Raw genomic sequence first — 14,380 nt, forward strand, 5'->3', positions numbered from 1 at the left:
ATGGCTAACCCAGAACAAATGGCATTCGAGAAAAGTATGGAGCAATTAAATCAGCAAGAGAGGCTGCTGTATTTGACAGCCTTTCGGCTGTTCGGCAGCTCGGCGCTGCAGCTTGACTCCCTTCAGGAGGAGCTGTCGGGTCAGCTTAGTGGGCTGGAGCTGGATCTTGCGGTTCTTCGGTTAAGAGGTCTTCAACTGTTGAAGACGGTAAAGAAAACGTGGGGAGAACAAATCTATTATATTCCTTCCGCGCATTTAGTATGGCTGACAGAACGAATCATACTGCCTAAGCTGCCTCTGTCAGGTGATCATGATTCCATGGTGGAGCATGTCCTTCTTGAAGCGAAATCAGATATTACAGGGGAAGTTCTTCATATCCTGTCTTATATTGCGATTCATGGCATGCCTCTGACTGCCAAAGGGACGATACATAAAAAGACGCTGGGAAGGCTGGGGGAAATGACCGTTCTCCAGTCTTCCGATTTCGAAGGGCTTGCTCTATCTTACGCACATCCGGATGTTTATCCGGTGCATATTGCAGTCATCATGGATCTGCTGTTTAGTCTGGGTCTGGTACGCAAAGAGGAAGGACAGATCACGATTGATGAGGATGTATTAAACAGCTGGCTGGACCTGTCAAATGAGCAGATGAGGCAGAACATTTATCATATTGCGGTAGAGAGGTATGGATCACCGATACCGGGGGCCCGGCATTTTCGCAGTCTGCTGACCTGCTGTGGAAGAAGAGATGCTGGACTGTCATGGCTCAGTCTGGACATGCTCTGCACATGCTTAGTGGATAATGGATTTGCAAGGCAGATGACAACTACCGAGCTTGCTGATGCTGCCACAGGCTGGGTACGTCTCCTGGCTGCCTTTGGCTATGGAGAATTAGGCTCCTCTACGGACGGGACTTATTATTTTCGATTTGAGGAGCCTGTTGATGATGATGCGGATCGGGCCGAGGATCGAGATGAGGTTCGATCTGAGAATCGTTATTCAGGGATCTTCGTGCAGCCTGACTTTGAAATCATGGTGCCGCAGAGCGCTTCCAAACGTCTAACATGGATATTGGAGGGCTGTGCAGAGCTGAAGGCTAGGGATCGAATGACGATATACAAGTTGACCAAGGAGCGGCTTCATCTTGCGGCTGAGCATGGACTCGAGCCGGATACGGTAATGGAGTGGCTTGAGCAATACAGCGAGACCGGCGTACCCGATCAAGTCCGGTTAACACTGGAGCAATGGGGAGCTGAGCTCGGGAAGACGACTTTCGAAGCGGTTATTCTGCTAAGATGCGCCAATCTGAAGGATGCGGATGCGATTGAGGCTCATCCGTCTTATTCGGTATGGCGCTCAGATATGGAGCGCATTGGCCCGAACCATTTCATTGTAAACAAGGACAAGCTGAATGAAATACAGAAACACCTGACTGCGATGGGCCTCTCTCCTGCAAAGGGCATTAAAGGTCTTAGTCCTGATACCCGGATCTATCCGCTGACGAAGGAGCAGGCGGAGCTCGCTGTGAGGTTCTGTGCAGAAACAGGCAGACAAGGCTTCGTATATACCGGAAACAATCTGCACTATTACGAAAAGGTAGAAGATACACCCGACATTTCTAATCTGATGCCTGATTTCAGATCGATACCGAAGTCCTGGTATGAGGAATGGCGGGAATATCATCCTTCAACAGCTAAACAAATGGTTCAGCAGGCTATTTCCTGGCGGATTCGGCTCGGCATCGAATGTGCAGGAATACGTAGAGAATTTATCCCGGAGTCGATTGGCAGAGGCGAGCCTTGGTCAGTAAACGGCTATTTTGCGCCGGATAGAGTGATAAACGTAGTCGAGAAGAGTACACTTGTACCTTCAGAATGGACAAAAATGTCCCTTATTTTACCAAAATAAGTTAATTAGCCAGCAAGATAGAGACAAAACTCTTCTTATGTATAGGCTGATATGTTATGATAGATATAGTCCTTTTCCGAAAAGAAATGGAACTTTGATATAGATCGGGATGAATTTTCATGAGCGTATCTGAGCTAAATACGGTTGATATGGCCCAAGTGCTGTCATACGCCTATGAACTAGGCGATATGATTAACCAATCTACGTTAGTAACAGATTATTTATATTGGAAAGAGCGGGTTCAGCAGAATCCGGAAATTCAAGTATGGGTCCGACGTCTTTCGGACAAAAAGGAGCTATTTGCGGAAACGGAGCGCTTTGGGCATTTCCACCCCAATTATCATAGTGCCAAAGACGAAGTTAAGGCTGTAGAGGATCAGCTTGAAACTTTTGAAGAAGTTAGACGTTTTAAGGAAGCTGAGGCACAGTTAGACGATATGCTGCATCAGATGTCTGAGACGATCGCTTTTTCCGTTTCTAGTTCCATTAAAGTTCCTAGCAACGATCCTTCACCAAAAGGCGGCTGCGGCGGGGGCGGAAGCTGCGGTTGCGGCGGCTGATTTATTCTTCATGAATGCCGATGCCGGTACAAGGAGGATTTTGCAATAGACAGATATAGCAAAATCTGAAGAAGAGGTGAATTTCGTATGTTTGCACAGCGAACAGGATATATCATATGGGTCAGTGATCTAAAAGCTGCTCGCAATCTAGAAAAATATGGCACAGTACATTATATCTCAAGAAGAATGCATTACGTCGTAATGTATGTGAACGCAGAGCGCGCAGAGGATACAATGAAGAATGTCAAAAGACTATCCTATGTTCGCAAGATTGAACGTTCATATCGAAATGAGATTAAAACGGAGTACAGTAAGGACATTCCGGACAAAACCAGCTTTTACGGCGGGATTTAACCTGGTGTAAATACATCGGGAAGGAATTTCATATACAATCCGGAGGAGCGGCCCATAGGCCGCTCTTTATTTTCATATTTTTGAATTAATCAAGCGATCAGATAGGGCTGCCGTCGGATGATTTTTTTGATTGACATACTAACAACTCAAATTTCTTATCACAAGAAGCAATTTTACCTTGAGCTATCGGGACTTATGTTGTAATATATTGGTTAAATATGTAGATAGAAAGACCTATCTTGTGGAGAGTGATATCCCATGCGAGACAAGTTGATGCAGCGCTGGAGCACTTACGAACCTTTTTATGTGGCTCTAGGTGATAAGAGAGTAGCTGATGTTGTCATTACGAACCATGCTAAGCTAAGATATGCGGACCGAGTAAGACAGGATAATAACGATATTGAGAACATCGCAGCATGGCTCTGGGAGTGCCTCAAGCAGAACAGGATTTCACCCTACTATCGGAATGAGCAAGATGTTTATCTCATTGATGGTGATCTAGTCGTGGTTGCTGAATTCTCTGAGTTGCCTGGTGAATATGATATTACAGGGAATCCGCTTCACAAAATGATCATTGTCACTTTCCTTGGACGGATGTCAGAGACGATTGAACTGCGTGACTTGAAGACTTACTATTCCTGGCTGCGGCATTCTAGACGAATGACGCTGGTGAAGAACAGCCGTAAGAGAAAGTAGTACGAAGCCTAGCTAGCTTTGTTTAACAGAATAGCTTCGTAGTGGAGTAATCGCTTTGATCGAAAAGTGTGCATATATGCACACTTTTTTTTGTGGATCGGTTACAATAAGAAAAGTTTAAGGGGGAGTAGATCAAGATGAACTTTCACCAGCTACACATTTTTTATACCGTTGCGGACAAAGGGAGCTTCTCTGCAGCAGCTCAGGCTTTACATATGACACAACCAGCAGTTACAATGCAGATTCAATCACTGGAGGATTACTTCGGCACGAAGCTGATTCATCGTTCAACGAAGAAGATCGAGTTATCGGAGGCTGGAGAAGCATTGCTCCCTTATGCCTTGCGCAGCATGGAGCTGTTTCGTGAAACGGATGAAGCGATGTCTTCCTTTACGGACAAGCTTCAGGGCAGGCTGCTGATTGGCGCCAGCCTGACAATTGGTGAATATGTCCTGCCTCGCCTGCTTGGCCCCTTCGGCAAGAGGCATCCTGATATATCCATTGTCATGAATGTGATGAACACGACTCAAATAATTGATGGAATTATGAAGCATCAGCTGAATTTTGGAATGATTGAGGCGCCGCTCTCGCACCCGGATTTAATCGTTCAGCCTGCAATGCGTGATGAGCTGAAACTGATCGTTCCAGGCAATCACCCGCTGACGTATAAGGAAGAGATCGGGCTGCATGATCTGCTTGAGTATCCATTTATTGTGCGTGAGAAGGGATCGGGAACAAGGCAAGTGATGGAGGATGCAATCCGTGAGCACGGGGTTGATCCATCAAAGCTGAACACGGTGATGGAGCTGGGCAGCACCGGAGCTATTAAATCCGCTGTCGAGGCCGGTGTAGGAATTACGATTATATCGCCTTCTTCAGTGAAGCATGAAGTGACACTCGGTCTCTTAAAGATACTGGAGCTGAAGGATATTGAGTTCAAACGGGAATTTTACGAGGTGTATTCTAAATCCTCCATGCTGCCTATTTCAGCGGTAACCTTCTTGAATTATTTGAAGAAGCAGGCGCAGTCATTAGACGAAAGTGATGATTAAAATGACTCTGACGAGCGAATGACGAAAGGAGTAGTCTGAACATGTCTATGGAGCACGGAACAAATCGCTGTGATTTGCATACGCATACGCTGGCATCAGACGGCATGCAGTCTCCAACAGAAAATGTCCGGCTTGCAACAGCTAGAGGTCTTGCAGCAGTGGCGATTACGGATCACGATACCGTCTCCGGTGTAGAGGAAGCCATCAGAGCGGGAGAACAATACGGCATTCAGGTCGTTCCAGGTGTTGAAATCAGCACCCGGGCCGGAGGTAAGGATATTCACGTGCTTGGCTATTTTGTTGATATACACAACACTAAATTTCTAGAGCGGCTCGAATCACTCCGACGCACCCGGGAAGAGCGGAATACACGTATTCTGGAGAAGCTGCAGGAGCTTGGGCTGTCAGTGACGATGGATGACGTAATCCGTGTCATGAACAGACCTTTGGACAAGGATGAGACGATTGGACGTCCGCACATTGCCGATGCACTTGTTCACAAAGGTTATGTTAAGAACATGCGCGAAGCATTTGATCGGTATCTGGCTGAAGGGAAGCCGGGATTTGTCAGTGTTCCGCGTGTATCACCGGCTGAGGCGATGGAATGGATTAGAGAGGCTGGCGGTAAGCCTGTTCTGGCTCATCCTGGATTGTACGGGGATGATGAGCTAGTACAGGAAATTATTGAGCAGGGTAAGCCCGAGGGCATTGAGGTCTACCACTCCGATCATGGCCTGGAGGAAGAAGCGCGGTATAGGGCGATGGCCGAGAAATATAGTCTTGTCATAACAGGCGGATCCGATTTTCACGGGGAGAGACAGGGTGTCGTCTTCCACGGTGATCTGGGAAGCGTAACCGTGGCTGCAGAAGTTCTGGAAGAGTTAAACGGAAAGTAAGCTGCAGCGTAACGTGAAACTGAAGCATCAAATACCTGAAGCAGTCTGAAACATCCCTAATCTAAAAAACACCTTCAAAAGTGTCGCCATTCTCGTGAAATGGCTGCATTTTCTGAAGGTGTTTTGTCTATCTTTACGTCTTCAAATGATCTGCTCTAAGTCAGGATCCGTTCTTGATCGTGCTCGGCAGCTGTTTGATCCGCGCCTCATCCGGCGTAACAAATAATGTCTTCTGATTATCGTAAATAACAAAACCGGGCTTTGCACCGTTCGGTTTCTTCACATGTCTGACCAGGGTGTAGTCTACGGGAACACTGCTCGATTCCTTGGCTTGGCTGTAATATGCAGCCAGCTGTGCAGCTTCTTCAAGCGTCTCTTCGCCAAAAGAACTCGCCCGGATCACAACATGCGAGCCGGGAATATCCTTCGTATGCAGCCAGGTATCTCCTGAGCTTGCAAGACGGTTAGTTAAATATTCGTTTTGCAGATTGTTTTTGCCTACACAGATTTCAATGCCTTCTGATGATGTGAACACATGCAGGGTCGGCAAATGGTTTTTCTTCTTTTTCTTAGTGCCTTTTTTGCTGCGATCCCGTAAATATCCCTGAGACACCAGTTCCTCGCGAATTTCCTCGATATCGCTCATGGAGGCGATGGACAGCTGCTGAAGGAGATTGTCCATATAATCAATCTCTTCACGCGTCTTTTTCAGCTGATCCTCGATGATCTGCAGGCTGTTCTTATATTTGTTGTACTTCTTGAAGTAGCGTTGTGCGTTGTCTGAAGGTGTAAGAAGCGGATCCAGCGGGATTCGCACTTCCTTCTGCTCTTCATCATAAAAGTTGGGAAGAACAGCTTCCTTGTCCCCCTTCTGAATAGCATACAGCGATGCGAATAGAAGCTCACCGTAGATTCGATATTGATCTGCATCATCAGCTTCGGCAAGATCCTTCTGCAAGTGGTCCAGCTTCTTCACATTTTTGTTACGCTCGTTCTGCAAAAAGCGGAGCAGATCGCTCACCTTCTGTTTGACCGCGTCCCGCTCAGCCTTCTCGCCGTAATACGCCTCCATGCATTTGCTGATTGAAGAGAATGAGGTGAGCTCTTCGTTCAGATGTGTAAGAGGAATGGCTGAGAACACCATTTTTCCCTTCGCATTCTGACCGATCACAGGGCTGAACTGGTCCGAAGATACAAGGCTCATCACTTCACTAAAGGCCTGTATCAATCTCGGCAGAGCCTCAGACTTCGGCTCTCCGCTAAGCTGGGCTCGATACACGATCTCCTCGGCTATGAGTGGACTTATACCACTGAAGGTATCGACAAGCCACTTGGCAGCTGTCCCTTCATAGGCTGTATAGGCTTCAAACTCAGCTGAGCCGGCTGTTAAAGGATGATGCTTGTTCTGCTGAGGCGGCTCGGTATAAGCAAATCCGGGCATGATCACCCGATAACTGCTAATCGCCGGAGTGACGTGATGGATGCCATCCATCATGGTGCCTGATGCAGGATCAAGCAAAATAATGTTGCTGTGCCGTCCCATCAGCTCAATAATGATCCGTTTTACAGATACATCCCCCAGCTCGTCTCGCTGCCTTACGTCGATGTGAATCATTCTTTCCATACCAACCTGACTGATCTTCTCAATAATACCGCTCTCACAGTGTTTGCGAAGCAGCATGCAGAACATGGGGGCTTCCGTCGGATTAATGAAGGTTTGCTCTGTAAAATGAACCCGGGGATAGGTAGGGCTTGCTGACAGCAGCAGCTTGGCATTCTCCCGGCCTGCTCGAAGGCTGATTACGATATCATGTGTATTAGGTTGATGTATTTTATTGATGCGTCCGCCAACGCAGGCTTGCAGTTCGTCTACAATTGCGCGGACGACGATTCCGTCTAGTGCCATAAGTTTAGTGTTCTCCCATCTTAAGCTTTGGTTCGTGGCCGTGAACGGTTAGATTCACTTCTTACTATCATGCCATAGTTTTGACAAAAACTTAAGAGCTCTTTAGATGTGATAATTCAGTCCTTGTCCGAATACAGTAATGTTAGAAGTTTGTCCGGCAAGATTGGCGCTGCTTATTGAAGGATATGAATCCTATTTTGATTCGGGCAAGTCATGACACTGGACAGGCACAGGACTAAAGACCGGGAGGGGAAACTGTACGTGATGGAGCATAAGAATTGGCATCAGATGAGTATAGAGGATCTTGGGGCCAGCTTGAATGTTGACCCGCAGATAGGTCTGACAGAAGCCGAAGCGGAAGAGAGGCAACAAAAATCAGGAGCTAACGAGCTGTCCGAAGGGAAAGGGATCTCACCGATCACCCTTTTCCTGAATCAATTCAAGGATTTTATGGTGCTTGTTCTGGTTGGTGCCACACTTGTATCCGGGCTGCTGGGCGAATATCTGGATGCTATCACCATTATCGCGATTATTCTGCTGAATGGAATCCTTGGGTTTGTACAGGAGTTTCGTGCCGAACGATCGCTCAGCGCGCTCAAGAAATTGTCTGCGCCGACTTCTAAGGTGCTGCGGAACGGTAAGGTAATGCAAATACCGGCCAAAAACTTGGTCCAGGGAGATATTGTCATGCTGGAGAGCGGAGATCGCGTTCCGGCCGATATTCGCTTTGTTGCAGCCAGCAACTGTGATGTTGAAGAATCTGCGCTCACGGGAGAATCTGTGCCGGTTAGCAAGCATAGCAGAATCATTCAGCAAGAGGAAATCCCGCTCGGTGATCAGAAGAATATCGGTTTCATGGGCACGATGGTGACCAGAGGAACAGCGAAGGGAATCGTAATTCGCACCGGTATGGATACCGAAATGGGCAAAATCGCTGATCTGATCCAGAATACCGAAGCGCAGGAGACACCTTTGCAGCGCAGACTTGAGCAGCTAGGCAAAATATTAATCGTCGTTGCCCTGGTACTTACCGTTCTGGTTGTTGTGGCAGGTATTCTGCATGGACAACCGGCAGTGGGGATGTTCCTGGCAGGTGTGAGCCTTGCTGTAGCCGCAATCCCTGAAGGTCTGCCTGCGATTGTAACGATTGCGCTTGCGCTTGGTGTACAGCGTATGATCAAACGGAAGGCCATTGTCCGCAAGCTTCCTTCGGTTGAAACACTGGGATCGGCCTCGGTCATTTGCTCGGATAAGACGGGAACACTGACGCAGAACAAAATGACGGTAACGGATGTATGGCAGGGCGGACGTCATCTGAAGGTGTCCGGGGAAGGATACAGTCCTTCCGGAGAAATTACGTATCAAGACCAAATCGTGGACTTGAAGAGTGATCAATCTCTTCGCAGACTGTTCCAGATTAGTGCACTTTGCAACAATGCGCAGATCGAAGAGGTTCCGGCCGGAGATATGCGAAACGGCAAAAAGCTGCTGGAGGAGACGGAGTGGAGACTGAAGGGGGATCCAACAGAAGGAGCCCTGGTTACGCTTGCCTCCAAAGCCGGTGTATCACCGCAAAGCCTGTCTGGCTTATATGAGCGTGTGCAGGAGTTTCCATTCGACTCGGAACGGAAGCTGATGTCTGTCATGATGAAGCATCAGGGCGGAAGACTGATCTTTACTAAAGGTGCGCCGGACGTATTAATCCAGGAATGCACCTACATCATGTGGGAAGGCAAGGTAGTGCCATTTACAGGGACGCTGAGACAGAGGGTTACGGCAGCGGGAGAGAGAATGGCAAGCTCGGCTTTGAGAGTGCTGGGCATGGCCTATCGTGAAGTGAAGCCGGAAGAACACGTTGATAGTGAACAGAAAGCAGAAAGTCAGCTGATCTTTGTGGGTCTAGCCGGGATGATTGATCCTCCACGCAAGGAGGTACGTGATGCGATTGCAACCTGCAGAAGAGCCGGAATCAAGACAGTCATGATTACGGGTGACCATTCCATGACAGCGGAGGCGATTGCACATCAGCTTGGCATATTGCCGCGGGATGGCAAGGTACTGACAGGTCAGCATCTTGCTTCATTAAGTGATGAGGAGCTGGACAATGAAGTCGAGCAGACCTATGTTTATGCAAGAGTATCTCCGGAGCATAAGCTGAGGATCGTAAAATCACTTCAGCGCAAAGGGCACGTGGTTGCGATGACAGGAGATGGTGTTAATGACGCGCCTGCGATCAAAGCCGCAGATATCGGGATTGCGATGGGGATCACAGGTACGGATGTAACCAAGGAAGCCTCTGCTCTCATACTAAGTGATGACAATTTCTCTACCATTGTTTCGGCTATTGAGGAAGGGCGAAATATATATGAGAACATAAGAAAATTTATTCGTTATTTGCTCGCTTCCAATGTCGGAGAGATATTGACGATGTTCTTCGCCATGATGGCAGGTCTACCACTGCCACTGTTGCCGATTCAGATTCTATGGGTCAATCTTGTGACCGACGGGCTGCCAGCAATGGCATTAGGAGTCGACCAGCCGGAGAAAGATCTAATGGAGCATAAACCGCGTTCTGCGAAAGAAAACATTTTTGCAAGAAGACTGGGCTGGAAGATTATTAGCCGTGGTGTGCTGATCGGATTATGTACGCTGGGGGCATTCTGGTTAACGTTACAGGCCGCACCCGATAGTGAAGGACAGCTTGTTAAAGCCCAGTCCGTAGCTTTTGCAACCCTTGTCATGGCACAGCTCATCCATGTATTTGACTGCCGAAGCTCAAGATCCATATTCCATCGGAACCCGCTGCAGAATAAATATTTGGTTCTTGCGGTTCTGTCATCTGTCATTCTGATGCTTATCGTAATGTACACGCCTCAACTGCAGCCGATCTTCAAAACTGTACCGCTTGATCTAAGAGAGTGGGCGCTTGTTATCGTTGCTGCCGGAATTCCTACATTCCTGCTTGGAATCGGCAGTGTATGGGGAGGACGCCGTAACCGTAGGAGATTGACTACCGGAGGCTACACACCAAAAAATACAAAGTTTTCAGCATAAAGTAGATTTCCTTCGCTCCTTGAGGTATGCTATCCTGAAAAAGTCAAATGCTTATCATATTTTAGCAGGATAGGCTGGAGAGAATGAGCCTATTTATAATAGCTATCATGAATGGTTCGTTCGATCTGGAGTGCCAAAAGGAGCGGAGTTACGTCATGGAATTTACGAAAATGCATGGACTGGGTAACGACTTTGTTGTCGTATATGGAGAACAAGAGCTTCCCGCTAACGCGGCTGAGCTGGCGATAAAATGGTGCGATCGATTCTTTGGGATCGGAGCAGATGGGCTTGTATTTATTTTGCCTTCCGATACGGCGGATTTCCAAATGCGCATCATTAATTCGGATGGTACAGAGGCTGAACAATGCGGTAATGCAATTCGCTGTGTTGCCAAATATGTGTACGATAACGGACATATTGACCGGGAAGAGATTACGATTCGTACGATTGGGGCAGGCGTACAGCCCGTTCAGCTGACTGTAAAGGACGGTAAAGTGGAGACGGTGCGTGTGGATATGGGAGAACCTCAGCTTGACGGTCTTAAGGTGCCGACGACAATTGATGCAAATCCAGTGGTGAATGAACCTATAGAGGTGGGAGGCAGCGGCTTCCGGTTCACTGCAGTATCTATGGGTAATCCACACTGTGTAATTTATGTTGATGATGCGGTGAGCTTTGATCTGGCCGCATGGGGACCTAAAATGGAAGTACATCCGTTGTTCCCTAACAAAACGAATGTTGAATTTGCAACGGTGAAGGATCGCAGGCATGTAGATATGCGGGTATGGGAACGCGGCGCAGGACCCACGCTCGCCTGTGGAACCGGGGCTTGTGCTACCTTGGTATCCTCTGTTCTGAATGATGTAACGGATCGTGAAGCCTGGATCAGTCTAAAGGGCGGTGATCTGTATATTGAGTGGAGTGAGGAAGATAACCATGTATACATGTCAGGACCTGCCGAGATTGTATATACAGGAACTACGAACTGAGGTAATCGGAATACTATTATAAAGTTATAAATCTGAAGGCATCCCCATTAACCATCGTTTTGGTTGATGGGCGTGCTTTTTTTATGGAATCATACGGAATACCGACAAATGGATAAGGAGTGATTAGTTATGCTGTTAGAGATTATAGCAACGACCGTGGACGACGCCGTTACGGCAGAGAAGTGCGGTGCCAATCGCTTGGAGCTGATTACGGCCATTACTGAAGGTGGCTTAACTCCAGGAATCGGTCTTGTCTCCCAAGTGGTGAAGTCTGTCAGCATTCCCGTGCATGTCATGGTGCGTCCACATAGCCGTTCCTTCGTTTATAGTGAGACCGATGTGGAAACGATGGCTGCCGAGATTGAGGCAATCCGGCAGACAGGTGCAGCAGGCGTTGTACTTGGGGCGCTGACACCAGATGGCAAAATCGATGTTAGAACGTTAGAGCTGCTGCTCAAGTCAGCTGGTGATCTGCAGGTGACGTTTCATCGTGCCTTTGATGAGCTGGAGGATCAGCTGGAGGGTCTCAGTACTCTTGCGAAGTATCCTGCAGTAACGAGAGTTCTCACCTCCGGCGGTCCGAAGCCGGCCCCCCAGTCGATTCCGCAAATTCGCAGACTTGTGGAACAGGCAGCAGGAAGCCACCTTTGTATTCTAGCGGGCAGTGGCTTGAAGAGAGAAATGATCACGAACTTTATTGAGCAAACCGGTGTAACAGAGATCCACTTCGGCTCTGCCGTCCGCTACGATCAGTCTGGTCTTCAGCCGATCAATCCTGCCGAACTGCGCGCCCTCTCTGATTGCATCCAAAAATAAAAGGGTGCAGGAAAAAGTAATACAGAAAAGCATATGCATATTTATAAGCTTGCTACAACGGAGAAAGAGATATTTGCCTATTATCTACTATAGGGCAGCAGCCTGCTTTTTTTGCTTAAACAATCCTCCCATTTGTGTTACATTAGTGTGAATAAATTGGAATTGGCGGGAGGAGAACGATGGCTGATTTACGTGAAGTGTTGAAGAATGAAGTCATTATTGGCGATGGCGCTATGGGAACACAGCTCTATCAAATGGGTGTGCCGGTCGGCGTTTCTTACGAGGAATTAAACCTGACATCCCCCGAGATGGTCAAGGATGTTCATCGCAGATACATTGAAGCGGGAGCTAGGCTCATTGAAACAAATACATTTTCTGCGAATTACGTTAACCTATCCAAATATGGACTTGAAGATCAAGTTGAGGCAATCAACCGGGCGGGTGTTAGGGTTGCGCGGGAAGCCATGGGGAATAAAGGGTTTGTGGTTGGCGCAGTCGGAGCCATTCGCGCGGGTAAGAGAGCAGATATTTCCGCTGCCAAGCTGAATCTTTATTTTGAACAGCAGATATCCGCTCTAGTGGGAGAGGGAATTGACGGGGTATTGCTTGAAACCTTCTATGATGTGGAGGAGCTTGTCATTGCTGTTCGACAGGTTAAGAAGTTGACTGATCTGCCGATCATTTGCCAGTTTGCTATTGATGATGTCGGCCGTACGTTCGATGGATTCACAATGCCTGAAGCGTTCTCGATTCTGCATAAAGAAGGCGCGGATGTCATCGGATTTAATTGCCGGACAGGTCCTAATGGTATTATGCGGGCGATGGAATCTGTTCAGAATTTAGGAATTCCGATGTCGGTATTCCCGAATGCGGGTCTGGCGGAATACGTTGACGGGGAATACCGGTATGGTGCTTCTGCTGAATACTTCGGTCAGAGCGCCGTCCGGTTCGCTGATTTGAATGCACGGATTATCGGCGGATGCTGCGGTACGACACCGGAGCATATTAAAGCCATGGTATCAGCTCTTGATACTTATGAGGCAGCTCCATTAACGGTAGTCGATGATGAGCTTCTGCCATTGCCGGACTCCGTATCCGAGACGCTTGCCGATGGAAGTGCAGCAGGCACGATTCGAACAGAGCCTACAATTGTAGACTTGGTTAAAGAACGCCACACCGTCATCGTTGAACTTGACCCTCCGCGTGATCTTGATATTCAGAAATTTCTAACCGGAGCGAAGAGTCTGAAGAAGGCTGGAGTTGATGCGTTGACACTGGCTGATAATTCTCTCGCGGTAACCCGGATGAGCAATATGGCGCTTGGATATTTGGCGAAGGAGCAGACCGGCCTGAGACCGCTGATTCATATCGCCTGCCGGGACCGCAATATGATCGGAACCCAGTCCCATCTCATGGGCTTTGATGCACTGGGCATTGATCATGTGCTGGCAGTAACCGGGGACCCTGCAAGGTTCGGAGACCTTCCGGATTCAAGCTCTGTCTATGATCTGACATCATTTGAAATTATACGAATGATCAAGCAGCTGAACAGTGGAATAGCGTTCTCCGGTAAACCGCTTAAGCAAAAAGCCGACTTCATTGTAGGTGCCGCATTTAATCCGAATGTGAAATATTTGGAGAAGGCGGTACAGCGTCTCGAGAAGAAGATTGCTGCAGGTGCAGACTATATTATGACCCAGCCAATCTATGATCCTAAGCTGTTTGTACAGCTCAAGGAAGCAACGAGCCATTTGGATATTCCGATATTTGTAGGAATTATGCCGCTCGCAAGTGGTCGAAATGCAGAATATTTGCACAATGAGGTGCCAGGTATTCAATTATCGGACGCAGTCAGAGAAAGAATGGCGGGGCTCGAAGGCGAAGAGGGCCGCAAGGTAGGTACGGCAATAGCGAAGGAGCTGCTGGACGTAGCGATGGAGCATTTTAATGGAATCTATATAATGACTCCGTTCATGTTCTATGGAATGAGTGAAGAGCTGACTCACTATGTGTGGGAGAAATCAGGCCGTGTAATTAAGACCTAGAATCCGGCTAAATAGAGTATCACGAATGAAATCGGAAAAAAGTCCGTGCCTGCTGTGCTGAATACTGCAGGTACGGACTTTTGTGCGGTTGCTCTATCATATGA

The 14,380-nt window shown here is 47.9% G+C and carries 11 protein-coding genes; 10 read left to right on the forward strand and 1 reads right to left on the reverse strand.

What is annotated here, in order from left to right:
* From ACFSVM_RS17790 to ACFSVM_RS17815, 6 genes are all read left to right on the forward strand, one after another.
* Nucleotides 1-1,908: a helicase-associated domain-containing protein gene (locus tag ACFSVM_RS17790; protein WP_379263686.1), complete on the forward strand. Its 1,908-nt coding sequence runs from the start codon at nt 1-3 to the stop codon at nt 1,906-1,908.
* A 119-nt stretch (nt 1,909-2,027) separates the two neighbouring features.
* Entirely contained in the window at nt 2,028-2,468 is a 441-nt protein-coding gene (locus tag ACFSVM_RS17795; protein WP_090725449.1) for a YlbF family regulator, read from the forward strand.
* An 87-nt stretch (nt 2,469-2,555) separates the two neighbouring features.
* Complete coding sequence (locus tag ACFSVM_RS17800) at nt 2,556-2,822, forward strand: YlbG family protein (protein WP_047910945.1); 267 nt, start codon at nt 2,556-2,558, stop codon at nt 2,820-2,822.
* A gap of 258 nt (nt 2,823-3,080) precedes the next feature.
* Nucleotides 3,081-3,518, forward strand: a complete 438-nt coding sequence (locus ACFSVM_RS17805; RefSeq protein ID WP_047910946.1) for a hypothetical protein — start codon at nt 3,081-3,083, stop codon at nt 3,516-3,518.
* A 137-nt stretch (nt 3,519-3,655) separates the two neighbouring features.
* Nucleotides 3,656-4,570 carry a selenium metabolism-associated LysR family transcriptional regulator gene (locus ACFSVM_RS17810; RefSeq protein ID WP_379263689.1) on the forward strand — a complete coding sequence of 305 codons (915 nt, stop codon included), beginning with the start codon at nt 3,656-3,658 and terminating at the stop codon, nt 4,568-4,570.
* A gap of 41 nt (nt 4,571-4,611) precedes the next feature.
* Nucleotides 4,612-5,466 (forward strand): PHP domain-containing protein, encoded by an 855-nt coding sequence (locus tag ACFSVM_RS17815; protein WP_379263691.1) that lies wholly within the window; start codon nt 4,612-4,614, stop codon nt 5,464-5,466.
* Between the two features lie 160 nt (nt 5,467-5,626).
* On the opposite strand, the gene ACFSVM_RS17820 is transcribed toward ACFSVM_RS17815, so the two are convergent.
* Nucleotides 5,627-7,372, reverse strand: coding sequence for an Rqc2 family fibronectin-binding protein (locus tag ACFSVM_RS17820; RefSeq protein ID WP_379263693.1), 1,746 nt, complete (start codon nt 7,370-7,372; stop codon nt 5,627-5,629).
* A gap of 264 nt (nt 7,373-7,636) precedes the next feature.
* Between ACFSVM_RS17820 and ACFSVM_RS17825 the strand changes: the two genes are divergently transcribed.
* The 4 genes from ACFSVM_RS17825 (at nt 7,637) to ACFSVM_RS17840 (ending at nt 14,276) form a co-directional block, all read left to right on the forward strand.
* On the forward strand, nt 7,637-10,426 hold the full coding sequence (locus ACFSVM_RS17825; protein ID WP_076313534.1) for a calcium-translocating P-type ATPase, SERCA-type: 2,790 nt from the start codon (nt 7,637-7,639) through the stop codon (nt 10,424-10,426).
* 155 nt (nt 10,427-10,581) lie between these two features.
* Entirely contained in the window at nt 10,582-11,415 is an 834-nt protein-coding gene (dapF, locus tag ACFSVM_RS17830) for a diaminopimelate epimerase (protein WP_076313162.1), read from the forward strand.
* A 129-nt stretch (nt 11,416-11,544) separates the two neighbouring features.
* On the forward strand, nt 11,545-12,231 hold the full coding sequence (locus ACFSVM_RS17835) for a copper homeostasis protein CutC (RefSeq protein ID WP_076313161.1): 687 nt from the start codon (nt 11,545-11,547) through the stop codon (nt 12,229-12,231).
* A gap of 179 nt (nt 12,232-12,410) precedes the next feature.
* The gene (locus tag ACFSVM_RS17840; protein ID WP_076313160.1) at nt 12,411-14,276 is read left to right on the forward strand and encodes a bifunctional homocysteine S-methyltransferase/methylenetetrahydrofolate reductase; all 1,866 of its coding nucleotides are present in this window, start codon (nt 12,411-12,413) and stop codon (nt 14,274-14,276) included.
* The last annotated feature ends 104 nt before the right edge of the window (nt 14,277-14,380 follow it).

It is taken from the genome of Paenibacillus shunpengii (assembly GCF_042684905.1).
In the GTDB taxonomy this organism is placed as follows: Bacteria; Bacillota; Bacilli; order Paenibacillales; family Paenibacillaceae; genus Paenibacillus; species Paenibacillus shunpengii.